The 21,665-nt window shown below is 68.1% G+C and carries 17 protein-coding genes; 12 read left to right on the top strand and 5 right to left on the bottom strand.

Features of this window, described 5'->3' with window-relative positions; genetic code table 11:
• Positions 1 to 8 precede the first annotated feature (8 nt).
• From fliR to alaS, 5 genes are all read left to right on the top strand, one after another.
• Positions 9 to 770: a flagellar biosynthetic protein FliR gene (gene fliR / locus EDC22_RS01975; protein WP_132804914.1), complete on the top strand. Its 762-nt coding sequence runs from the start codon at positions 9 to 11 to the stop codon at positions 768 to 770.
• A gap of 9 nt (positions 771 to 779) precedes the next feature.
• Complete coding sequence (gene flhB, locus EDC22_RS01970) at positions 780 to 1,862, top strand: flagellar biosynthesis protein FlhB (RefSeq protein ID WP_132804913.1); 1,083 nt, start codon at positions 780 to 782, stop codon at positions 1,860 to 1,862.
• 55 nt (positions 1,863 to 1,917) lie between these two features.
• Positions 1,918 to 4,440: a cell cycle histidine kinase CckA gene (gene cckA, locus EDC22_RS01965; RefSeq protein WP_132804912.1), complete on the top strand. Its 2,523-nt coding sequence runs from the start codon at positions 1,918 to 1,920 to the stop codon at positions 4,438 to 4,440.
• Between the two features lie 345 nt (positions 4,441 to 4,785).
• Complete coding sequence (gene recA / locus EDC22_RS01960; RefSeq protein ID WP_132804911.1) at positions 4,786 to 5,865, top strand: recombinase RecA; 1,080 nt, start codon at positions 4,786 to 4,788, stop codon at positions 5,863 to 5,865.
• A gap of 161 nt (positions 5,866 to 6,026) precedes the next feature.
• A complete protein-coding gene (alaS, locus tag EDC22_RS01955; RefSeq protein WP_132804910.1) occupies positions 6,027 to 8,729 on the top strand; it encodes an alanine--tRNA ligase in 2,703 nt (900 codons plus the stop codon).
• A 49-nt stretch (positions 8,730 to 8,778) separates the two neighbouring features.
• On the opposite strand, the gene EDC22_RS01950 is transcribed toward alaS, so the two are convergent.
• The gene (locus tag EDC22_RS01950) at positions 8,779 to 9,555 is read right to left on the bottom strand and encodes a Crp/Fnr family transcriptional regulator (protein WP_132804909.1); all 777 of its coding nucleotides are present in this window, start codon (positions 9,553 to 9,555) and stop codon (positions 8,779 to 8,781) included.
• Between the two features lie 306 nt (positions 9,556 to 9,861).
• On the opposite strand from EDC22_RS01950, the gene EDC22_RS01945 reads away from it, so the two are divergent.
• Positions 9,862 to 11,253, top strand: coding sequence for a sensor histidine kinase (locus EDC22_RS01945; protein WP_207903666.1), 1,392 nt, complete (start codon positions 9,862 to 9,864; stop codon positions 11,251 to 11,253).
• Positions 11,254 to 11,314: 61 nt separating this feature from the next.
• Here EDC22_RS01945 and EDC22_RS17850 read toward each other — a convergent pair whose 3' ends face one another.
• Positions 11,315 to 11,491 carry a hypothetical protein gene (locus tag EDC22_RS17850; RefSeq protein WP_165926751.1) on the bottom strand — a complete coding sequence of 59 codons (177 nt, stop codon included), beginning with the start codon at positions 11,489 to 11,491 and terminating at the stop codon, positions 11,315 to 11,317.
• 174 nt (positions 11,492 to 11,665) lie between these two features.
• Here EDC22_RS17850 and EDC22_RS01940 point away from each other — a divergent pair, with 174 nt between their 5' ends.
• Positions 11,666 to 13,414: a cation:proton antiporter gene (locus EDC22_RS01940; protein ID WP_132804908.1), complete on the top strand. Its 1,749-nt coding sequence runs from the start codon at positions 11,666 to 11,668 to the stop codon at positions 13,412 to 13,414.
• A 77-nt stretch (positions 13,415 to 13,491) separates the two neighbouring features.
• Positions 13,492 to 14,640 (top strand): cyclic nucleotide-gated ion channel, encoded by a 1,149-nt coding sequence (locus EDC22_RS01935; protein ID WP_132804907.1) that lies wholly within the window; start codon positions 13,492 to 13,494, stop codon positions 14,638 to 14,640.
• Between the two features lie 291 nt (positions 14,641 to 14,931).
• Here the strand turns inward: EDC22_RS01935 and EDC22_RS01930 are convergent, their stop codons facing one another.
• Positions 14,932 to 16,143 (bottom strand): NADP-dependent isocitrate dehydrogenase, encoded by a 1,212-nt coding sequence (locus EDC22_RS01930; protein ID WP_132804906.1) that lies wholly within the window; start codon positions 16,141 to 16,143, stop codon positions 14,932 to 14,934.
• Between the two features lie 372 nt (positions 16,144 to 16,515).
• Between EDC22_RS01930 and EDC22_RS01925 the strand changes: the two genes are divergently transcribed.
• A complete protein-coding gene (locus tag EDC22_RS01925; RefSeq protein ID WP_245499579.1) occupies positions 16,516 to 17,265 on the top strand; it encodes an RNA methyltransferase in 750 nt (249 codons plus the stop codon).
• A gap of 4 nt (positions 17,266 to 17,269) precedes the next feature.
• Complete coding sequence (gene murI / locus EDC22_RS01920) at positions 17,270 to 18,079, top strand: glutamate racemase (protein WP_132804904.1); 810 nt, start codon at positions 17,270 to 17,272, stop codon at positions 18,077 to 18,079.
• Positions 18,080 to 18,313: 234 nt separating this feature from the next.
• On the opposite strand, the gene EDC22_RS01915 is transcribed toward murI, so the two are convergent.
• Positions 18,314 to 18,937: a DUF1345 domain-containing protein gene (locus EDC22_RS01915; RefSeq protein ID WP_132804903.1), complete on the bottom strand. Its 624-nt coding sequence runs from the start codon at positions 18,935 to 18,937 to the stop codon at positions 18,314 to 18,316.
• Positions 18,938 to 19,415: 478 nt separating this feature from the next.
• On the opposite strand from EDC22_RS01915, the gene rpsD reads away from it, so the two are divergent.
• A complete protein-coding gene (gene rpsD, locus EDC22_RS01910; RefSeq protein ID WP_132804902.1) occupies positions 19,416 to 20,033 on the top strand; it encodes a 30S ribosomal protein S4 in 618 nt (205 codons plus the stop codon).
• A 78-nt stretch (positions 20,034 to 20,111) separates the two neighbouring features.
• Here rpsD and EDC22_RS01905 read toward each other — a convergent pair whose 3' ends face one another.
• Positions 20,112 to 20,618: a paraquat-inducible protein A gene (locus EDC22_RS01905; protein ID WP_165926750.1), complete on the bottom strand. Its 507-nt coding sequence runs from the start codon at positions 20,616 to 20,618 to the stop codon at positions 20,112 to 20,114.
• A 77-nt stretch (positions 20,619 to 20,695) separates the two neighbouring features.
• Between EDC22_RS01905 and EDC22_RS01900 the strand changes: the two genes are divergently transcribed.
• Positions 20,696 to 21,622 carry a 50S ribosomal protein L11 methyltransferase gene (locus EDC22_RS01900; RefSeq protein ID WP_132804900.1) on the top strand — a complete coding sequence of 309 codons (927 nt, stop codon included), beginning with the start codon at positions 20,696 to 20,698 and terminating at the stop codon, positions 21,620 to 21,622.
• Positions 21,623 to 21,665: the final 43 nt, after the last annotated feature.

Raw genomic sequence — 21,665 nt, 5'->3', positions numbered from 1 at the left:
CACGATCCATGCAGGTCGACGTGCTGCCTGCGATGGCGATGGCCTACATGCTCATCTTCGCAAGGGTCGGCACCATGCTGATGCTGATGCCGGCGCTCGGCGAGTCCGCGTTTCCGGTGCGGATGCGGCTGGTCTTCGCCCTCGGGCTTGCGCTCGTCCTCTATCCTGTCGTCTTCGACCTCTATCCGGCTGTGCCGTCCACCTTCGGCGGCCTGTTGCGACTCCTGGCGATCGAGCTGGCGATCGGCTTCATGATCGGCCTGCTCACCCGCTTCATCACCGTCTGTTCGCAGATCGCCGGCTCGACCATCGCCTTCCAGGTCGGTCTCGGTTTCGCCCAGAACGTCGATCCGACGCAGGGCATCCAGGCCGTTCTGTTCTCGAGCTTCCTGTCGATGCTCGGCATCGTGCTGATCTTTGCCACCGACCTGCACTACCTGCTGATCGCTGCAATCCGCGACAGCTATGTGCTGTTCGCGCCGGGCGGAGCGCTGCCGACCGGTGATGCCGCACGGCTGGCGATCGCCGCGCTTGCCGGCGCGTTCCGCATCGGCCTGCAGATGGCCGCGCCGTTCATCGTCTTCGGGCTCATCTTCTATCTGGGGCTCGGCGTCCTGTCCCGCCTGATGCCGCAGATCCAGATCTTCTTCCTGGCGATGCCGGCCAACATCATGCTCGGATTCCTGATGCTGGCACTGCTTGTCGGCAGCATGATGGCCTGGTTCCTCGGCTACGTGACCGGCGCGCTCGAGCCCCTGATCGTGCGGTAGTCTCGCATCATGGCCGAACAGGACGACGCCGAGAAATCCGAAGACCCGACCCAGCGAAGGCTGGAGGAGGCGCACAAGAAGGGCGACGTCGCCAAGAGCCAGGAGATCAATACCTGGTTCGTGCTGTCGGGCGCGACGCTGGTGATCCTCGCCTTCGCCCAGGGCATGGCAGGGACGCTGGCCGGCTACTTCGGAGGGATGCTCGGCAATCTCGGCGCAATCAGCCTCTCGGCACCCGATACGCGCGGGCTGTTCGTCCAGGTCATCCTGGCCACGCTGGCGGCGATCGGCATCCCCTTTGCCGTGCTCGCCGCGGCGGCACTGGCCGGCAATCTGATCCAGCACCGGCTGGTCTGGTCGCTGGATCCGGTGACGCCGAAGCTCTCGAAGATTTCGCCGCTGGCCGGTTTCAAGCGGCTGTTCTCGGCCCAGAGCCTGGTCAATTTCGTCAAGGGCCTGCTCAAGCTGGTCATCGTCGCGGCAGTGATGTTCCTCATCGTCTGGCCCGACCGCGACCGGCTCGACACCCTGATGACTCTCGATCCGGCGGACCTGCTCACCGTCGTACAGGCCCTGGCGCTCAAGCTCCTCGCCGGCGTGATCGCGGTGATGACCGTCGTTGCCGGTCTCGATTTCGCCTGGCAGCACCACTCCTGGTACCAGCGTCAGCGCATGTCGCTGAGGGAGATCAAGGACGAATACAAGCAGGCCGAAGGCGATCCGATGATCCGCGCCAAGCTGCGCCAGGTGCGCGCCGAGCGCAGCCGCAAGCGCATGATGGCGCAAGTGCCGCAAGCCACCGTGGTGATCACCAACCCGACCCACTACGCCGTGGCGCTCAGATACACGACGGGCCAGAACGCCCCTGTGTGCGTGGCCAAGGGCGTCGACCGGATCGCGCTGCGTATCCGCGAGATCGCCGAGGAGCATGGCGTTCCCGTCGTGGAGAACCCCCCGCTGGCCCGCACCCTGCACGCCGCCGTCGATGTGGACGCCGAGATCGCCCCCGAGCACTATAAGGCTGTTGCGCAGATCATCGGCTACGTTATGCAGATGAAGGCCCGGGCAGCCTGGCGGACGAATCGGCCATGATGGAACCCCGGAGTGCAATTCCGGACGCGGACGACAAGGGGCGGCAGGTCGGAGCATGACCGACACGCGTATGGAACCCGTGGCCGGCGAGGCGTCGGCGGACAGGCCGCAGAAGGACGGCTCGATCGGCCTTGTGGTACTGCTTGCCGCGGCACTCATCGCCATCGCCGTGGCGCTCGCGCTGATGGGGCGCGAGGAGGCCCGGCCGCTGATCCTGGGGCTTCTCGCCTTCCTTGCCGTGGTCGGCGTGTTCTCGCTGTTCGCCGCCGCCGTCGGCGTGCTGCGCTTCAGCGAGCGGACGCCGCGCGACCTCCTGTCGAAGGGGCTGCTCGAGGAACTCAACGAGGGCCTGCTGGTGACCGCCCGCGGCGGCCGCGTGATCTATGCCAACCCGGCCTACCGAAGGCTGACCGAGGCCGAACGCCCCGAGGACGTGCGCGGCGTCGAGCGGGCCTTCGCCGGCGATGCGGAGGCGTCCGAGGCGATCTACCGGCTGTCGCAGGCAGCCGCCGCCGGCCGCAGGGCCGAGGAGGAGATCCGCATCGAGCGCAAGGCGCGCGACGGCGCCGGCCGGATCGCGACCTGGTATCGCATCCGCGTCCAGCCTCTCGCCGGCGGCCGGCGCGAGATGCTGTGGCAGGTCGCCGACATCACCCAGGACCGCATCCGCCAGGAGGACGTGTTCCGCGAGCTGCAGCGGGCGATCGACAACCTCGACCACGCTCCGGCCGGGTTCCTGTCCGCCGATCCGGACGGCCGCATCCGTTATCTCAACGCGACGCTGGCCGGCTGGCTCGGCTACGACATCGCCGAGGCCGAGACCTCCACCCTGACCCTCGACCGCATCATCTCCGGCGACGGCGCCGCCCTGATCCGCAATGTCGAGCCGGCGCCCGGAGAGGTGCGCACCGAGACGATCGACCTCGATCTGGTGCGCCGCAACGGCCAGTCGCTGCCGGTCCGCCTGCTGCACCGGGTCGCCTTCGACGGCGAGGGACGGCCGGGGGCATCCCGCACGCTCGTGCTCAACCGCAGCCCGGGAAGCGGCGACGTCGCCGAGACGCTGCGGGCCGCCGAGGTGCGCTTCGCCCGCTTCTTCAACAATACGCCGCTGGCGATCGCCACCATCGACCGTGACGGGCGCATCGAGCGCACCAATGCCGGCTTCGCGCGGATGTTCGCGGGGTCCGGCCGGCCGGGCGCCCGCACCATCCTCGATTGCATCGGCGAGCGCGACCGCGAGGCGCTGTCGGCGGCGCTGGAGGCGGCCTTCGCCGGCCGGGCCGACGTGAAGCCGGTGGACGCGCAGGTTGCGGGCGAGTCCGGGCGGATCGCCCGCTTCTTCATCAGCCCGGTCGAGGACGGCGACGGCGAGGCGGCGATCATCTACGCGCTCGACATCACCGAGCAGCGCGCGCTCGAGGGCCAGTTCGCCCAGGGCCAGAAGATGCAGGCGGTCGGCCAGCTCGCCGGGGGCATCGCGCACGACTTCAACAACGTGCTGACGGCGATCATCGGCTTCTCGGACCTGCTGCTTGCAAATCACCGGCCGACGGACCCCTCGTTCAACGACATCATGAACATCAAGCACAACGCCAACCGCGCCGCTGGGCTGGTGCGGCAGCTGCTGGCATTCTCGCGCCGGCAGACGCTGCGGCCGCAGGTGCTGCGTCTGGGCGAGGTGATGTCGGATCTGCAGGTGCTGCTGGCCCGGCTGCTCGGTGCCAAGGTGGAGCTGCGGCTCGAGCAGGACCGCGACCTCTGGTTCGTGAAGGCCGACCTCAACCAGCTCGAACAGGTGGTGATCAACCTTGCCGTCAACGCCCGCGACGCGATGCCGGATGGCGGGCGCCTGACGATCGCCACCCGCAATGTCGACCGCGCCCAGTCAGAGAAGCTCGGCGATACCACCATCGCCCCCGGCGAATACGTGCTGCTGGAGGTCACCGACACCGGCACCGGCATGACACCGGAGGTGCTGGAGAAGATCTTCGATCCGTTCTTCACCACCAAGGAGGTGGGCAAGGGCACCGGGCTCGGCCTGTCGACCGTCTACGGAATCATCAAGCAGACCGGCGGCCACATCTTCGCGCAGTCCGAGCCAGGCAAGGGCACCACCTTCCGCATCTACCTGCCGCGCCACGAGCCGATGCCGGAGGAGGCGGTGCAGCGCCGCGATGCTGCGCCCGAGGCGCCACGCGACCTCACCGGGCGCGGCACCATCCTGCTGGTCGAGGACGAGGAATCGGTTCGCGCCTTCGCCGCGCGGGCACTCGCCTCGCGTGGCTACACCGTGCTGGAGGCCGACACCGGCGCCGCCGCGCTCGAGCTGATGGACGAGCACGACGGCAATGTCGATCTCGTCGTCTCCGACGTCGTCATGCCGGAAATGGACGGCCCGACGCTGCTCAAGGAGGTGCGCAAGCGCAATCCGGAGCTGAAGATCATCTTCGTCTCCGGCTATGCAGAGGATGCCTTCCGCAAGAACCTCGAGGGCGGTGAGAAGTTCACCTTCCTGCCGAAGCCCTTCAACCTCAAGGAGCTCGCTGCGACGGTCAAGGAGGTGCTGGCGACCTGAGGAACCGCGCCATGGCGGCCGATGCCCCGACGTCCCGGACGTCTCGGGATCGGCACCGGGATGGCGACGTCCGCAGAGCGACATGACGCGCTGCGGCCTCTGCGGGAACGACCCTGACCACGGCCTTGACGTGGTGATCAGCAGGCGTACCAGCCCCTGAGACGGTCCTCGATGCGCCGTTCCGGCGGCCCCCGCCGCCCCGCCGCCCGAGGGCGCCACCACACAGCCCGGTCCGCGCGACCTCCGGCAGAGTGGACGAATGTTCCGCTTGTGTTCCATGAACAAAACAGGTACATTCAGGCCGTTGCGCATCCGGTCCTCCCCGTGGAATAAGGAACCCTGCACATGGCCAACACCCCGCTGCGCCTCGTCGAAGGAGACGGCATGGACAAGACCAAGGCCCTCGAGGCTGCCCTGGGGCAGATCGAACGCCACTTCGGCAAGGGTTCGATCATGCGGCTCGGCCGCGACGGCAAGGTTGTCGAAGTCGCGACCATCCCCACAGGCTCGCTCGGCCTCGACATCGCGCTCGGTGTCGGCGGCCTGCCCCGCGGCCGGGTGGTGGAGATCTATGGGCCGGAATCCTCCGGCAAGACCACGCTCGCGCTGCATACGGTGGCAGAGGCGCAGAAGCGCGGCGGCATCTGCGCGTTCGTCGATGCCGAACACGCGCTCGATCCGACCTATGCCAAGAAGCTCGGTGTGAACGTCGATGATCTGTTGATCTCGCAGCCCGATACCGGCGAGCAGGCACTGGAGATCGCCGATACGCTGGTGCGTTCGGGCGCGATCGACGTATTGGTGATCGATTCGGTCGCCGCGCTGACGCCGCGCGCCGAGCTCGAGGGGGAGATGGGCGAATCGCTGCCGGGCATGCAGGCTCGGCTGATGAGCCAGGCGCTGCGCAAGCTCACCGGTTCGATCTCGCGCTCCAACACCATGGTGATCTTCATCAACCAGATCCGCATGAAGATCGGCGTGATGTTCGGCAGCCCCGAGACGACCACCGGCGGCAACGCGCTCAAGTTCTACGCCTCGGTCCGTCTCGACATCCGCCGCGTCGGCGCGATCAAGGATCGCGACGAGGTGGTGGGCAACCAGACCCGCGTCAAGGTGGTCAAGAACAAGCTGGCGCCGCCGTTCCGGGAGATCGAGTTCGACATCATGTATGGCGAGGGCATCTCCAAGACGGGCGAACTGCTGGATCTCGGCGTCAAGGCCGGTGTCGTCGAGAAGTCGGGCGCCTGGTTCTCCTACGACAGCCAGCGGCTTGGCCAGGGTCGCGAGAATGCCAAGCAGTTCCTGCGCGACAATCCGGAGATCGCCGATAGGATCGAGGCGGCGATCCGCGCCAATGCCGGCCTGGTGGTTCCACCTGCCCGCAGCAGCGGCGACGAGGATTACGACGCGGCCCTGGACGGCTGAGCGGCCGCGCGCGGCGCGCGCGCTGCGTCTGTGTCCGGCCCATGCGCCGGGCGTTGCGCCATGTACCCCTGCGGTGGACAGGGTTCCGGGCCGTCGGTAAAACGGCCCCGCCCGCGGCCGCATCGGCTGCAGCTTCGTCCAACGTCCACAGGTGTTCCGCCATGACCGGCGTCAACGAGATCCGTTCCGCGTTCCTCGACTATTTCGCCCGGCACGGCCACGAGATCGTCCCCTCCAGCCCGCTGGTGCCGCGCAACGATCCGACGCTCATGTTCACCAATGCCGGCATGGTGCAGTTCAAGAACGTCTTCACCGGCGCCGAGCATCGCCCCTATTCGCGCGCCGTCACCGCCCAGAAGTGCGTGCGCGCCGGCGGCAAGCACAACGACCTCGACAATGTCGGCTACACGGCCCGTCATCACACATTCTTCGAGATGCTGGGCAACTTCTCGTTCGGCGACTACTTCAAGCCGCTCGCGATCGAACTGGCCTGGAACCTCGTCACCCGCGAATTCGAGCTTTCTCGCGACCGCCTGCTGGTCACCGTCTACGCCGAGGACGACGAGGCCTTCAGCCTGTGGCGCAAGATCGCCGGGCTCCCCGAGGAGCGGATCATCCGCATCGCCACCTCCGACAACTTCTGGGCGATGGGTGACACCGGTCCGTGCGGCCCATGCTCGGAGATCTTCTTCGACCACGGTGCCCACATTCCCGGCGGCCCGCCCGGCAGCCCGGATCAGGACGGCGACCGGTTCATCGAGATCTGGAACCTGGTGTTCATGCAGTTCGAGCAGGTGACCCGCGACGAGCGCATCCCGCTGCCCCGTCCGTCGATCGACACCGGCATGGGGCTCGAGCGGATCGCCGCCGTCCTGCAGGGTACCCACGACAACTACGACACAGACCTGTTCCGCCGCCTGATCGAGGCCTCGGTCGAGCTGACCGGCGTACCGGCGACCGGCACCGCGAGGCCATCGCATCGCGTCATTGCCGACCATTTGCGCGCCGCCGCCTTCCTGATCGCCGACGGCGTCCTGCCCTCCAACGAGGGTCGCGGCTACGTGCTGCGCCGGATCATGCGCCGCGCCATGCGCCATGCCGAGCTGCTTGGCGCCCGCGAGCCGCTGATGTGGCGCCTCGTCCCGGTCCTCGTCGCCGAGATGGGGCGGGCCTATCCGGAGCTGCACCGCGCCGAGGCGCTGATCGCCGAGACGCTGAAGCTCGAGGAGACCCGCTTCCGCCACACCCTTGCCCGCGGTCTCGCCCTGCTCAACGAGGCGACCGAGAACCTGTCGGCCGGCGATCGGCTCGCCGGTGACATCGCCTTCAAGCTCTACGACACCTATGGCTTCCCGCTCGATCTCACCCAGGATGCACTGAAATCGCGCGGCATCGCGGTGGATACCGAAGGTTTCGCCGCGGCCATGCAGCGCCAGCGCGAGGAAGCTCGCCGCGCCTGGGCGGGCTCCGGCGAGACCGCCACCGAGGCGGTCTGGTTCGCCCTGCGCGACCGGCTCGGCGCCACCGAATTCCTGGGCTACGACACCGAAACGGCCGAAGGTGTGGTTACCGCGATCCTGAAGGACGGTGTCGAGGTCGCCGCACTGGCGGCCGGCGAAGAGGGTGTGATCCTGCTCAACCAGACGCCGTTCTATGCCGAATCGGGCGGCCAGGTCGGCGATACCGGCGTGATGCGCTCGGCCGGCACGCTGTTCGCGGTCACGGATACCCAGAAGAAGCTCGGGGCGCTGTGGGCTCATGTCGGACGGCTCGAGAGCGGCCGCATCGAGATCGGCCAGCCGCTCGCGCTCGAGGTCGATCATGCCCGCCGCGCCGCGATCCGTGCCAACCACTCGGCCACCCACCTGCTGCACGCGGCGCTGCGCCAGGTGCTCGGTCAGCATGTCGTGCAGAAGGGATCTCTGGTCGCGCCCGATCGGCTGCGCTTCGATTTCAGCCATCCCAAGCCGGTCGAGGCGGCCGAGATGGAGCGCATCGAGGATCTCGCCAATGCCGCGGTGCTGCAGAACGATCCCGTCGTGACGCGGCTGATGGATGTCGACGAGGCGATCGCCTCGGGCGCCATGGCCCTGTTCGGCGAGAAGTACGGCGACGAGGTCCGCGTCGTGTCAATGGGGCGGCGGCAGCCGCCGCTGGCCGACCCTGCCAGCGCGTCGGATGGATCCGGGGCGGACCGCGCCTGGTCGATCGAGCTGTGCGGCGGCACCCATGTGGCGCGCACCGGCGACATCGGCCTGGTGGCGGTGGTGTCGGAGGGCGCGGTCGCGGCCGGTGTCCGCCGGCTCGAGGCGCTGACCGGGGATGCTGCCCGCCGGTATCTCGGGCTTCAGGATCGCCGCCTGCGCGGCATCGCGGCCGAACTCCGGGTCGCCCCCGACGAGGTCGAGACCCGGCTGCGGACGCTGATCGAGGAGCGCCGGCGGCTCGAGCGCGAACTGGCGGACGCCCGCCGCAAGCTGGCGATCGGCGGCAGCGAGACGTCCGGTCCCGAGATCGTCGAGGTCGGCGGCATCCGCTTCCTCGGCCGTGTGGTCGCCGGCGTCCAGCCGAAGGATCTGCGCGGTCTGGCGGACGATGCGAAGCGCAAGGTCGGCTGCGGCGTGGTGGCGATCGTCGGCGTCAGCGAGGACGGCAAGGCCGGCCTCGTCGTCGGCGTCACCGACGATCTCACCGCGCGTCTGAGCGCGATCGATCTGGTCCGCACCGGTGCCGAGGCACTGGGCGGCAAGGGCGGTGGCGGGCGGCCCGACATGGCCCAGGCCGGCGGCCCCGACGGCGCGAAGGCAGAGGCGGCCGTGGCTGCCATCCGGGCGGCCATCGAGGATGTCGCCGCGCGGGCATAGCCGGCAGAAACGACGACCGTGGCAGCGGGACGGCGGTGCCGGGCATGCTTCAGCCGGAACAGTCGGAATGCGCCGGCGCGGCGTCGTCGCCGCGGGGATAGACGCCGGCGAGAACCTCGTCGAAATGCCGCCGCACCATGTCGTTGCAGTCGCATGACAGCATCTTCAGGCCATGCATGTCACTGACGATCAGTCGCCCCCGCCGCGGCGTCAGGATGGCGCGTGCCTTGAGGGCCGAGAGCACGCGGCTGATGTAGCTGCGGCCGACGCCGAGCATGCCCGCGAGCTGGTCCTGGGTGAGCGGGATTTCGTGATCGCCCGTCCGGTCGATCGCTGCGAGGATCCATTTGGCGGTGCGCTGCTCGATGCTGTGGCCGGCATTGCAGGCTGTGGTCTGGAATACCTGCGCCAGCAGGCAGTCGGCGTAACGGGCGAAGAAGTGCCGCAAGGTCGGTGAGCGCATCTTCGCCTCCTCGAGATCAACCGTCAGCATGCGCAGGAAACTGCCACCCGATTGCACCTCGGCACGCGCATAGGCCGGCAGCCTGCCGCGGCTGACGATGCCGCCGACGGCGCCCTCTCGCCCGACCAGCGCCGTCTCGACAGCGCGGCCGTCCGCCAGTTCGATGCGGAACGAGACCAGGCTCGGCCCGCAGGGAAAGTAGACGAAGCGCACCACGTCGCCCGGCCGATAGAGCACGTCGCCGGCGCTGCCCTGCCAGGTCTCGAGGCCCGGGCGCAACAGATCGACATCCGCATCGGCCAGACAGCGCAGGAGATTGCTTGCCGACGAGTCCGTCTCCAACTGGTTGATGCGTCGCTGCATTGCAAACCGTCCCGCGAGAATCGTACCGCGGGGAAACGAGCAGCGGCGGAAATCGTTCACTAGTGGACAGACAAACCCGACATTCCATGTATACTGGGAGTCACATCGCGCGCAGAATTCAGCCCGGCGCGGATGCACAAGGGCTTCTTGGGCAGATGGACGGGAAGCAGCGAGAGCCGACCCGGGGGGAGTGCGCCACGCGCACGAGGCCGGCGCCCGCCCTCGCCCGTCGCCGGCACGCCACCGCCGGTTCCTCTTTGTCCGAAACCTCAGCCCCGGGCCCGGGTCCGGCGGCGCACGTCTGGAATGTCCATGTTGCTGGCCTGCGACCCGACCTTCTTCCGCTCGGTGCTCGATGCCTCGCGCGACTGCATCAAGGTCGTCGAGCTCGACGGCCGGCTCAGCTACATGAATGCTGGCGGCCTGTGCCTCATGGAGATCGACGACTTCACCGACGTTGCCGACAGGCTGTGGTGGGAGCTGTGGCCGGCTGATGCCGCCGCGCTGGTGCGCGGCGCCGTGGAGGCGGCACGCCAGGGGATCGCGAGCCGGTTCGAGGCGTTCTGTCCGACCGCGAAGGGCGCGCCGAAGTGGTGGGACGTGTCCGTCGCACCGATCCTCGACGCGCGCGGCAAGGCGCTGCGCATGGTCAGCAGTTCGCGCGACATTTCCGAGCGCAAGCGGGCAATGGCGGCGCTGGAGGGCAGTGACACCCCCGAGGTCGACAGCCAGAGGCGGCTCGAGGCGATCGTCAATTCGATCGATCAGATGATCTGGTCGACACGGCCGGACGGCTATCACGACTACTACAACGCCCGATGGTACGAATTCACCGGCGTCCCGCCGGGTTCGACCGATGGCGAGGCCTGGAACGGCATGTTCCATCCAGAGGACCAGGAACGGGCCTGGGCAGTCTGGCGCCATTCGCTGGCGACCGGCGAGCCGTATCATATCGAGTACCGGCTGCGCCATCGCTCGGGACAGTATCGCTGGGTGATCGGCCGCGCCCAGCCGGTGCGCGGCGCCGACGGACGCATCGTGCGCTGGTACGGCACCTGCACGGACGTGCATGACCTGAAGACCGCCGAGGAACAGCGAGAGCTGATCGCGCACGAGCTGTCGCACCGGATCAAGAACATCTTCGCGGTGATCGGCGGCATCATCTCGATCACCGCGCGCGGCTTTCCGCAGGCGCGGGACTTCGCCGACACGATCCGCGCCCGCATCGCCGCACTCGGCCGCGCACACGATTATGTGCGTCCGCACGGCCCGGAATCCGCCGCGCCGGAGGCCGCCAACGTGCATGGGCTGATCGCGGCCCTGCTGAAGCCCTATCAGATCGACGGCGATGGCCGGATATCGGTCGATGGCGGCGACGTGCCGATCGGCCCGCGTGCGGCGACCGCCATGGCGCTGGTCATTCACGAGCTGGCGACCAATGCGGTCAAGTATGGCGCGCTGTCGGTGCCCGGCGGCAAACTCCGCATCAACTGCGAAGCGGACGGCGATACCTTCCGGATGAACTGGCTCGAAGAGAACGGGCCGCGCATCGCGGCCGCGCCCGCGCAAAGCGGCTTCGGCAGCCAGCTGTCGCAGCGGGTCGCCGCCGGCCAGCTCGGCGCCCGCATCGAGCAGGACTGGAACCCTGCCGGACTGCGCTTCAGGATCGACATCCCCGTATCGGCGATCATCCATTGACACGCAGCCCGCTTCGCCACGCGGGACCGCCTCGTCCGGACTAGACCGGCTGCCAAGCCAGTCAGTCCGCCGTCCAGCCGCAGGACGTCTGGCCGCCCGACGTCGTACAGACGCAGGTCCAGAAGATGCCGTTCCTGAAGCGCGTCTCGCCGGCCTTGCAGGCCGACGCCTGTGCCACGCCGGGCAGCCACAGCCATCCGCCGGAACTGAGGATCAGTACTGCTGCCAGGACCTTCACGGGAACCGTTCCTGCTGCGCAAGTCATCCGATCTTCGATGGCCGGGATACGGCGCTGCGCCGCGGTCGGATCTGGGTGTCGAGCGGCCTTGCGCGTCCATCGAGGCCTGTTCCGACTTCCCGCGCCAATGCGCCGACGGCTATGTAGGGGGGCGACACCGGGCGGGGAGCGATGATGCCGGAACTTGGCGAGGGATACGTGTTCCACGAGCTGGCACTGCTTCTGGCGGTTGCGGCCGCCGTGGGCATCGTCGGCCTGCTGCTGCGCCAGCCGCTGATCGTTGCCTTCATCGCCACCGGCATCATCGTCGGCGGCGACGTTCTCGGCGTCGTCCATTCCGCCGAGCATATCGACCTCCTGGCCGAGATCGGCATCGCCGCGCTGCTGTTCCTCGTCGGGCTGAAACTCGACCTGACGATCATCCGCAATCTCGGCGGCGTGGCGCTGGCGACCGGGCTCGGCCAGGTGATCTTCACCTCGGTCGTCGGCTTTCTGATCTGCCTCGCGCTCGGGCTCGACGCCCTGACCAGCGTCTATGTTGCGGTGGCGCTGACCTTCTCCTCGACGATCATCATCGTCAAGCTGTTGTCCGACAAGCGCGAGCTCGATTCACTGCATGGCCGCATCGCGCTCGGCTTCCTGATCGTCCAGGACATCGCCGTCGTCGTGGCGATGGTGGCGCTGTCGGCGATCGGAGTCGGCGCCGGCGACAGTCCGTCCGGCCTCGGCATCGTCGGCGTCATCGCCAGTGGCGTGGTGATGGTCGGGCTGGTACTGCTGTTCTCGCGCTACCTGGCCGAGCGGCTGGTCCGGCTCGTCGCGCGGGTGCCCGAACTGCTGGTCACGTTCTCGCTCGCCTGGGCGGTGCTGTTCGCTGCGCTGGGGGATTTCTTCGGCTTCGGCAAGGAACTCGGCGGCCTCCTCGCCGGCGTCGCGCTGGCCTCCACCTCCTACCGCGACGCGATCGGCACCCGGCTGTCGAGCCTGCGCGACTTCCTGCTGCTGTTCTTCTTCGTCGGTCTCGGCTCGCGGCTCGATCTCGACATACTCGGCGACCAGGTGCTCGGCTCGCTTGTGCTGTCGGTGTTCGTGCTCGTCGGCAATCCGCTGATCGTCATGGCGATCATGGGCTACATGGGATACCGCAAGCGCACCGGTTTCCTCGCCGGTCTGACCGTCGCCCAGATCAGCGAGTTCTCGCTCATCTTCATGGCGATGGGCCTGGCGATCGGCCATGTGCGGCCAGAGGCGCTCGGCCTCGTCACCCTGGTCGGCCTGATCACGATCACCCTGTCCACCTACATGATCATCTATTCCCATCCGCTGTTCCGATTCTTCGAGCCCTGGCTCGGCTTCCTGGAGCGGCGCGACCCGGTGCGCGAGCTGGCGCTCGAGGAGGACGAGACGGTCGGGGCTTACGACATTATCCTGTTCGGCCTGGGGCGCTACGGCGCCGCCATCGGGCGCGCCATCCAGACGCGGGGACTGTCCGTGCTCGGCGTCGATTTCGATCCGGAAGCAGTGCAGCGCTGGCGTCGGCACGGTCGGCATGCGATCTATGGCGATGCCGAGGATCCGGAATTCGTCGCCCATCTGCCGCTGGCCACCGCCTCCTGGGTGGTGGTGGCGACACCGGCACTCGGCAAGGGTATCGCGCATCAGGACAGCCGCATCTCGCTGATCGATTCGCTGCGCAAGGCGGGCTTCGCCGGGCGGATCGCGGTGCGCTGTCACGATCTGAGCGAGATGCGGCAGTTCAGTCGCCTCGGCGCCGACGTGGTGCTGCTGCCGTTCTCGGACGCGGCCGGCTATGCGGTCGAGCTGCTCGGCATCGGCGGCAAGGCGATCCGCGAGGGTGAGCGCCTGCTCGACGACGAGGAACAGGGCGACGCCGACACGGGTGTGCAGCGCCAGCTCGACTGACCGCCGCGCACCGGCGTGATAGAAGCCTCGCCGAAGGGCTGCCGGCCAGACGAGTCGGTGTCCGACCGGGGGAAGGCATGAACGCGCCGAACGCGCTGCGCCGCAGGGTTCACGACATCCTCGAGCGGGAGGACCCGGACGATCCGACGACCGCCTGGGTGTTCCGTGGCATTGTCGCACTGATCGTCGTCAACGTGGTTGCGGCGATCCTTCTCACCGACGACCGCTTCCGCCATGCCTTTCCCTACGACTTCAGGATGATCGAGGTGATCTCGCTCGTGGTCTTCGGGGGCGAGTATCTGCTCCGGTTGTGGAGCTGCGTGGAGAGCCCGCGACTGCGTGGGCGCAACCCGCTGCAAGCGCGTCTGAGCTGGGCCATGTCGCCGGCGGCGATCGTCGATCTGGCCGCCCTGCTGCCCTTCGCCATCATGCATCTGTATCCGACCGACATCCGCGCGCTGGCGCTGGTGCGGCTGCTGCGGTTCTTCAAGCTCGCACGCTATTCGCCTGGTCTTGCCTCGCTGCTCGAGGCGGTACGCGCGGAGCGGCACGCGCTGCTTGCCTGCTTCGTGGTGATGTGCGGCGGCATCGTGATCTTCGCCACGGCCATGTACGAGCTGGAAGGTCCCGCCCAGCCGGACAAGTTCGGCTCGATCCCGCTGGCGATGTGGTGGGCGGTCGTCACGATCACCACCGTCGGCTACGGCGACGTCGTGCCACTCAGCGGTGCCGGGCGGATCGTCGCCGGGCTGACCATGATCGCCGGCATCTTCCTGCTGGCGCTGCCGGTCGGCATCGTCGCCTCCTCCTTCATCGAGGTGATCCGGCGCCGGCATTTCATGGTGACCTGGGGCATGGTGGCGCGCGTGCCGATGTTTGCCGATCTCGACGCGGCGACGCTGGCGGAGATCATCCCGCGCCTGAAGGCGCGGGCCGCCGATGCCGGCCAGGTGATCGTTCCGCGCGGACGGATGCCGCGCGCGGTGTTCTTCGTGATCTCCGGCGCGATTGTCATCGAGACCGCGATGGGGACCCGCCGCCTGGCCGCCGGCAGCGCCTTCGGCGAGACACGCGAGGACGATCATCCGCATCTCCATGCGCTGGTGCGCGCCATCGAGGAAACCCGCCTGCTGGTCCTCGACAGCGACGACCTCGACAGCCTCGTTGCCGCGGTGCCGGGCCTCGCAGGGCGATTGGCCGGGGTTTCGGTCTACGAGGTCGGTTGAGCGGGTGTCCCCCACATCTTGGAGTGTCGGCAGGTCCTGCCCGCGCCACGGCGACAAGCGGCCGTAAGCATTCGGCGGTTGCCGACCCGCTTCCTTCGCCGCTTTTGACGCGAGAGACGGGCAGATGGGTCAACCGAGCGGCCCTCGATGGGCCGGTCGGTCGCGTGTCGGATCAAGTCCGGACTCTGGGCGGGAACCTCAAGCCCCCGCTCCGCGCCTCTTACCCTGCCAGCCGTTCCGCGAGGCCAGAGCGGATGCCGATCTCGCCATCGCGGTATGGACGCCAGAGGCTCAGCCCATCGCCTTCTGAAGGTTCTCGGCGACCTTGTCGAGGAAGCCGGTCGTGGTCAGCCATTTCTGATCGGGGCCGACCAGCAGCGCCAGATCCTTTGTCATGTAGCCGGCCTCCACCGTATCGATGCAGACCTTCTCGAGCGTCGCGGCGAACCTCGCCAGCTCCTCGTTGCCGTCGAGCTTGGCGCGATGGGCGAGGCCGCGCGTCCATGCGAAGATCGACGCGATCGAGTTGGTGGATGTTTCCTGCCCCTTCTGGTGCTGACGGTAATGGCGCGTCACCGTGCCGTGCGCGGCCTCCGCCTCCACCGTCTTCCCGTCCGGCGTCATCAGCACCGAGGTCATCAGGCCGAGCGAGCCGAAGCCCTGTGCCACCGTGTCGGACTGCACGTCGCCGTCGTAGTTCTTGCACGCCCAGACATAGCCACCCGACCACTTCAGCGCCGAGGCCACCATGTCGTCGATCAGCCGGTGCTCATAGGTGAGGCCCCTAGCCTTGAACGCCTCGGCGAACTCGGTGTCGAACACCTCCTGGAACAGGTCCTTGAAGCGGCCGTCATAGGCCTTGAGAATGGTGTTCTTGGTCGAGAGGTACACCGGATAACCGCGTGCCAGCCCGTAGTTCATCGACGCGCGGGCAAAATCGCGGATCGAGTCGTCGAGGTTGTACATCGCCATCGCGACACCCGAGCCGGGGAAGTCGAACACCTTGTGCTCGATCCTCGAGCCGTCCTCGCCGACGAAGGAGATCGTCAGCGTGCCCTTGCCCGGCACCTTGAAATCGGTGGCGCGGTACTGGTCGCCATAGGCGTGGCGGCCGATGATGATCGGCTTTGTCCAGCCCGGCACCAGCCGCGGCACATTGCGGCAGATGATCGGCTCGCGGAAGATCACCCCGCCGAGGATGTTGCGGATGGTACCGTTCGGCGACTTCCACATCGCCTTCAGCCCGAATTCCTTAACACGCGCCTCGTCTGGCGTGATGGTGGCGCACTTGACGCCGACGCCATACTTCTTGATGGCTTCGGCGGCCTCGATGGTCACCTTGTCGTCGGTCGCGTCGCGGTTCTCGATGCCGAGGTCGTAGTACTTGAGGTCGATGTCGAGATAGGGATGGATCAGCTTGTCCTTGATCAGCCGCCAGATGATACGGGTCATCTCGTCGCCGTCGAGTTCGACGACCGGGTTATCGACCTTGATCTTCGCCATGGATTGGGCCCCTCGGATGGGAATGTTCGGGTCTGGACATGCGCCGTCGCGCCGCCGTTCGGCGCGCCGGCCGGTGGGTTGCGGCCCCTATAGCATCCCCCCGGTCGGGATCAAAGCCGGGGACGCACCTCGCATCAGGGCCGGCTCGTGCCTCATCCCGGCCGGAGCGCCGAGCTGGGATCGACCTGCAGCCGACCGGGATGGCGGATGCGGTTCATCCCTGGTTCCAGCAGGTGCGCAGTTCGGAACGACGGAGCCGCGTCGCGGCCACACCGACGCCTCGTCGAGGCCTCGGTCAGGGCCGGGCATGATGGGTGTCACGCTGCAATGGCGCGACGAGCTGCCATCGCCACCATCTGCGGAGATTCCGGCGTGACTGTCGCCCCGTCCCCCGCGATCGTTCTTGTCGCGCCGCAGCTCGGCGAGAACATCGGCATGGTGGCGCGCGCCATGGCGAATTTCGGCCTCGCCGACCTGCGCCTCGTCAATCCGCGTGACGGCTGGCCGAGCGAGACGGCGCGGGCGGCTGCCTCCGGTGCCGACCGGGTGATCGACGGGGCGCGTCTCTACGACTCCGCGCGCGCGGCGATCGCCGACATCGGCCTGGTGCTCGCCACCACCGCGCGGCCGCGCGAGATGGCGAAGCCGGTGCTCCGCCCCCGCGAGGCGGCGGCCCAGCTTGCCGCCTGCATCGGCGGCGGCGACAGTGCGGCGATCCTGTTCGGTGGCGAGCGGGCCGGCCTAGGCAACGACGACGTGGCACTGGCAGATGCCATCGTCACCTTCCCGACCGATCCGGCCTTCGCCTCGCTCAACCTCGCCCAGTCGGTCCTGCTGATGGGCTACGAATGGTTCCTCACGCGCGGCGGAGAGAGCGGCCGCCCGCGCGCCGCTCTGCCACGGCGCGCCGCCCGCGAGGACGTCATGCGGCTGTTCGAGCATCTCGAGTCGGAACTCGACGCCGCCGGCTACCTGCATCCGCCGGAGAAGCGGCCGGTGATGGTCCGCAACCTCAGGACGATCTTCCTCAAGGCCGGACTGACCGACCAGGAGGTGCGCTCGCTGAGGGGCGTGGTCCGGGCGCTGAGCGAACTCAAGGTCCGGCGGGCACACAAGGCCTGAAGCGATGCCGAGGATCATCGTGTTCGATTCCGGTCTTGGCGGCCTCTCGGTGCTGAGGGAGATCCGCGCCGCCCGCCCCGATGCCGCGATCACCTATGTCGCCGATACGGACCGCTTTCCGTATGGCGATCTTGCCGGGACCGAGGTGATCGCGAGGGCGATCGCCATCTTCCGCCGGCTCGCGGCCGAAAACCCGCCGGATCTCGCCGTGATCGCCTGCAATACCGCCTCGACCCTGGTGCTGCCGCCGCTCAGGGCGGAGTTCGCCTTTCCCTTCGTCGGTACCGTTCCGGCGATCAAGCCGGCCGCTGCACGGACAACCTCGGGACTGGTCAGCGTGCTGGCGACGCCGGGCACGGTGAAGCGCGACTACACGCGCGCGCTGATCGACACCTATGCCTTCCATGTCGACGTGACACTGGTCGGCGCGGCACGGCTCGCACGCCTCGCCGAAGCCGCGCTGCGCGGCGAGCCGGTGCCGGACGACGCCATTGTCGAGGAGATCGCCCCGGCCTTCGTGAAGCAGGGGGCTAAGCGCACCGACACGGTGGTGCTCGCCTGCACCCACTATCCGCTGGTGCTCGACCGACTGGAGCGCCTTGCCCCCTGGCCGGTCGACTGGATCGACCCGGCGCCGGCGATCGCGCGGCGGGCCGCGAGTCTGCTCGGAGGCGTCGCGGAGCGCACGCCGGCGGGACCAGGCGCGGCGCTGTTCACTGCGCTGCCGGACGATGCCGCGAGACTCGGCAGACTGCTCGCCCGTTTCGGACTGTCGGCACCGGAGAAGCTGACGATCGACATTCCGGCGGCCTGAGCCGCCGCGATGACATATCGCGACAGGATGGCGGCGCTCGATCCGGCCACCATGCATGAGGCCGGTTGCGCAGACACATGCCGCCGTCAGGCATGCGGGCGTCGATCGGCGGTTTCAGCCTGCGGTTGCCGCCTGATGGGACCGCGATCGACGACATCTCGCCATCGGCATCCGACCCATGCTGGCCTCTGACACGTTGATCGCGGCGATCATCTGCGCGGCTGGCATGGCATCTCACAGCACGCTGGAGAGGACGTTGACCGTCAGGGCGAGCACGCCGAGATTGAAGAAGAAGGCGAACAGTCCATGCGCCGTGGCGACACGGCGGATGCGGCGCGACGAGATGTCGAGATCGGCTGTCTGGCAGGTCATGCCGATCACCAGGGCGAAATAGACGAAATCCGCAAACACCGGTTCGCCGCCTTCCGGAAAGACGATCCCGCCGGCATCGCCAGCCTCCGCCTGATCGTAGTAGAGATGGGCGTAGTGGTAGGCATAGACGAGATTGGAGAATACCCAGGCGAGCGCCAGCGTGCCGACGACGATGCCGAAGCCCAATGGGGAGAGCCCGCTGCGTTGCAGGATCATGCGGCCGAGCGCGAGCAGGATCGCCGCGAGCACAGCCGCCGCCGTCAGCATCAGCAGCACGCGTCCGCCATCGTCGCGCGCAGCCCGGGCGCGGGCGTCCTCCGGTGCGTCCACCATCCACAGCCGCAGCGCCAGCGCGATGAAGACGGCCGCCGCCGCATCGAAGCCGAGGATGACCGCTTCCTCGATCGGCAGCCATGCCAGCGCCCCGCCGGTCACGATGGCGAAGATCCCGATGAAGGCGAGAAAGCGGGGGTGCTGGATGGTCATTCGACGACGACACCGAACCGGGACACCGGCGCCAGCATCGCCGTCCGCCCCGATCCTGCGTCGGCGACCACGACGGTCAGGCTGACGGCAACGACCATTCCGTCAATCGGCCCCGCCACCGCTGCACGCAGCCGGCCGATCCGATGAACCAGATGGCATTCATCAGTGGGCGTTCGCGGCATCGGCGCTCGCTCCGCGCGGGGCTGTCATGCGGCAGCTTGCAGGCTTTGCATCGGGGCGGCAAGCGACCGGACCCGCGCGGCACCGGTCTGACGCGTCCCCGTGGCACCGGTTTGACACGCCCTCCCCGCGGGTGTATCTGACCTCGCGCGCGGGCCGTTGGGTCCGCGTCTGCATTTCCGCCTCCGCGGCGTACCGGGCGCCTGCCCGATGCGTCTGTCGGCCGTTCGAACGGCAGAGGAGGAGCGGGTCATATTCGAGACGTCACGCATTCGCGGACATATTGAGGTCAGAAGCGATGTCGAAGCGCATACAGGCGAAGCACAAGCTCGATCGCCGCATGGGCGAGAATATCTGGGGCCGCCCGAAGAGCCCCGTGAACCGTCGTGAATACGGCCCCGGCCAGCATGGCCAGCGCCGCAAGGGCAAGCCGTCCGACTTCGGCATCCAGCTGCGCGCCAAGCAGAAGCTGAAGGGCTATTACGGCAACATCACCGAGAAGCAGTTCCGCAAGATCTATGACGAGGCGCTGCGCCTGCGCGGCGACTCGAGCGAGAACCTCATCGGGCTGCTCGAGCGCCGGCTCGATGCAATCGTCTACCGCGCCAAGTTCGTGCCGACCGTCTTCGCCGCACGCCAGTTCGTCAGCCACGGCCACGTCAAGGTCAACGGCCGCCGCGTCAACATCCCGAGCTACCGCTGCAAGGTCGGCGACGTGATCGAGGTGAAGCAATCCTCCAAGCAGCTTGCCGTCGTCATCGAGTCGACCGCCAGCACCGAGCGCGACGTGCCGGATTATCTCGACGTCGACCATAACAAGCTGACGGCGACCCTGACCCGGGTACCGGGCCTGTCCGAGGTCCCCTATCCGGTGATGATGGAGCCGAACCTGGTCATCGAGTTCTATTCGCGCTGACCCGGCCGCGCCGAACCGCTTTCCAGGGCCGCCCTCCGGGCGGCCCGTCTGTTTTGGGAAGGGTCGGATGAGAGGCTGCTAGGTTCGCTGCGTCTCCCACTCGATCAGCCAGGCAGCGGCGATCGACATCATCACGGACAGCGCGAACAGTGAGATTCCGGGCAAGGCGGCGGCGCCAGCCAGACCGGATCGCTTGACCGCAAATACCACCAGCGCCACGACCAGAACATCCAGCATCGACCAGCGGCCGAGATGGTGGATCGAGTACATCGCCGCCGGCATCGGCCGCCGACCGGCGGCAATCGCGGCGGCCGCCACCGACATCGCCGCAAGCTTGAGCGCCGGCAGCACCACCGAGACCGCGCCGAGCACACTGCCGAGGAACCATTCGCCGTCGCGCATCAGCGTCACGACGATGCCGATCAGCGCGTGGCGTTCGGTGAACATCAGGAAGCGGCGCAATTCAACCGCCGGGAGCGCCAGCCCTGTCGCGAGTACGACGGCGGCGGCGACGACAAGCAGCAGCGGCAGAAGCCGGCTGGGGCCGACGACCGGCGCCGGCAGATGCCGCGATGCGTTGTCCATTGGCCGCAGGTCTCCCGTTCGTCGCAGGCTCCGCGGTTCGTGCGGAAACTCCATGACAAGCCGGCGACGATAGGCATATTCGCAGCCCTGTCCATCGCCCGCGCCACCTGGCGCCGCAATTCGGGAGAACTGCCATTTACCGCGTCCGCATCAAGGCCCGCGACGAGGCCGAGGCCGACCTGATCTGCGATGCGCTCGGCCTGGCGCTCGAGCCGGAGACCACGGCCGCCGGTCTGGTCGAGACCGAGCGGGGCTGGTTCGCCGAAGGCTATTACACCGACGAGCCCACCGAAGCAGCTCTGCGGGCAGTACTCGCCCGCGCACTCGCAAGCGATGCCGGCCGACTGGCGATCGAGATCGAGGCACTGGCCGACCGCAACTGGGTGAAGGAGAGCCTCGAGGCGCTTCCCCCCGTACGGGCCGGTCGCTTCGTTGTCCATGGCCGCCACGACCGCGACCGCATCCCGGCCAATGCCATCGGCATCGAGATCGAGGCCGGCCTTGCCTTCGGCACCGGTCATCACGGCACGACGCTCGGCTGCCTGATGGCGATTGGCCGCCTGCTGAAACAGCGCCGAATCCGACGCCCGCTCGACATCGGTACCGGAACCGGCGTGCTGGCGATCGCCGTCGCACGAGCCCTGCGCGTGCCGGTGGTCGCCACCGACATCGATCCGATCGCGGTCGAAACGACGCGCGAGAACCTGGTGAAGAACGGCGCCGCCGGGCTGGTGCGGGTGGTGAGGGCAAACGGTGCCGACTGCGCGCTGGTGCGTGCCGGTCAACCCTACGACCTGGTGATCGCCAATATCCTCGCCAGGCCGCTGGTGGCGTTGGCGCCGCGCCTCAGGCCGCTGATGGCGCCGGGCGCGGCGGTGGTGCTGTCCGGCCTGCTCGTCGGGCAGCGCCGCGAAGTCGAGGCGGCCTACCGGGCGCAGGACTGCGTCGTCCTGTTCCGTATCGTGCGCGACGGCTGGATGACGCTGGGGCTTGAAGCCAGGTAATCGCCGCCCCCGCCCCAAGAAGAACCCGGGCGGCGGAGAGCCG

Origin of the sequence: Tepidamorphus gemmatus, assembly GCF_004346195.1 — a bacterium.
GTDB lineage: Bacteria > Pseudomonadota > Alphaproteobacteria > Rhizobiales > Tepidamorphaceae > Tepidamorphus > Tepidamorphus gemmatus.
This window is presented reverse-complemented; position numbering and strand designations above follow the sequence as displayed.

Coding starts and splice junctions, on each gene's coding strand:
- fliR (WP_132804914.1), top strand. CDS start 9: ATGCAGGTCGACGTGCTGCCTGCGATGGCGATGGCCTACATGCTCATC.
- flhB (WP_132804913.1), top strand. CDS start 780: ATGGCCGAACAGGACGACGCCGAGAAATCCGAAGACCCGACCCAGCGA.
- cckA (WP_132804912.1), top strand. CDS start 1,918: ATGACCGACACGCGTATGGAACCCGTGGCCGGCGAGGCGTCGGCGGAC.
- recA (WP_132804911.1), top strand. CDS start 4,786: ATGGCCAACACCCCGCTGCGCCTCGTCGAAGGAGACGGCATGGACAAG.
- alaS (WP_132804910.1), top strand. CDS start 6,027: ATGACCGGCGTCAACGAGATCCGTTCCGCGTTCCTCGACTATTTCGCC.
- EDC22_RS01950 (WP_132804909.1), bottom strand. CDS start 9,555: ATGCAGCGACGCATCAACCAGTTGGAGACGGACTCGTCGGCAAGCAAT.
- EDC22_RS01945 (WP_207903666.1), top strand. CDS start 9,862: ATGTCCATGTTGCTGGCCTGCGACCCGACCTTCTTCCGCTCGGTGCTC.
- EDC22_RS01940 (WP_132804908.1), top strand. CDS start 11,666: ATGCCGGAACTTGGCGAGGGATACGTGTTCCACGAGCTGGCACTGCTT.
- EDC22_RS01935 (WP_132804907.1), top strand. CDS start 13,492: ATGAACGCGCCGAACGCGCTGCGCCGCAGGGTTCACGACATCCTCGAG.
- EDC22_RS01930 (WP_132804906.1), bottom strand. CDS start 16,143: ATGGCGAAGATCAAGGTCGATAACCCGGTCGTCGAACTCGACGGCGAC.
- murI (WP_132804904.1), top strand. CDS start 17,270: ATGCCGAGGATCATCGTGTTCGATTCCGGTCTTGGCGGCCTCTCGGTG.
- EDC22_RS01915 (WP_132804903.1), bottom strand. CDS start 18,937: ATGACCATCCAGCACCCCCGCTTTCTCGCCTTCATCGGGATCTTCGCC.
- rpsD (WP_132804902.1), top strand. CDS start 19,416: ATGTCGAAGCGCATACAGGCGAAGCACAAGCTCGATCGCCGCATGGGC.
- EDC22_RS01905 (WP_165926750.1), bottom strand. CDS start 20,618: ATGGACAACGCATCGCGGCATCTGCCGGCGCCGGTCGTCGGCCCCAGC.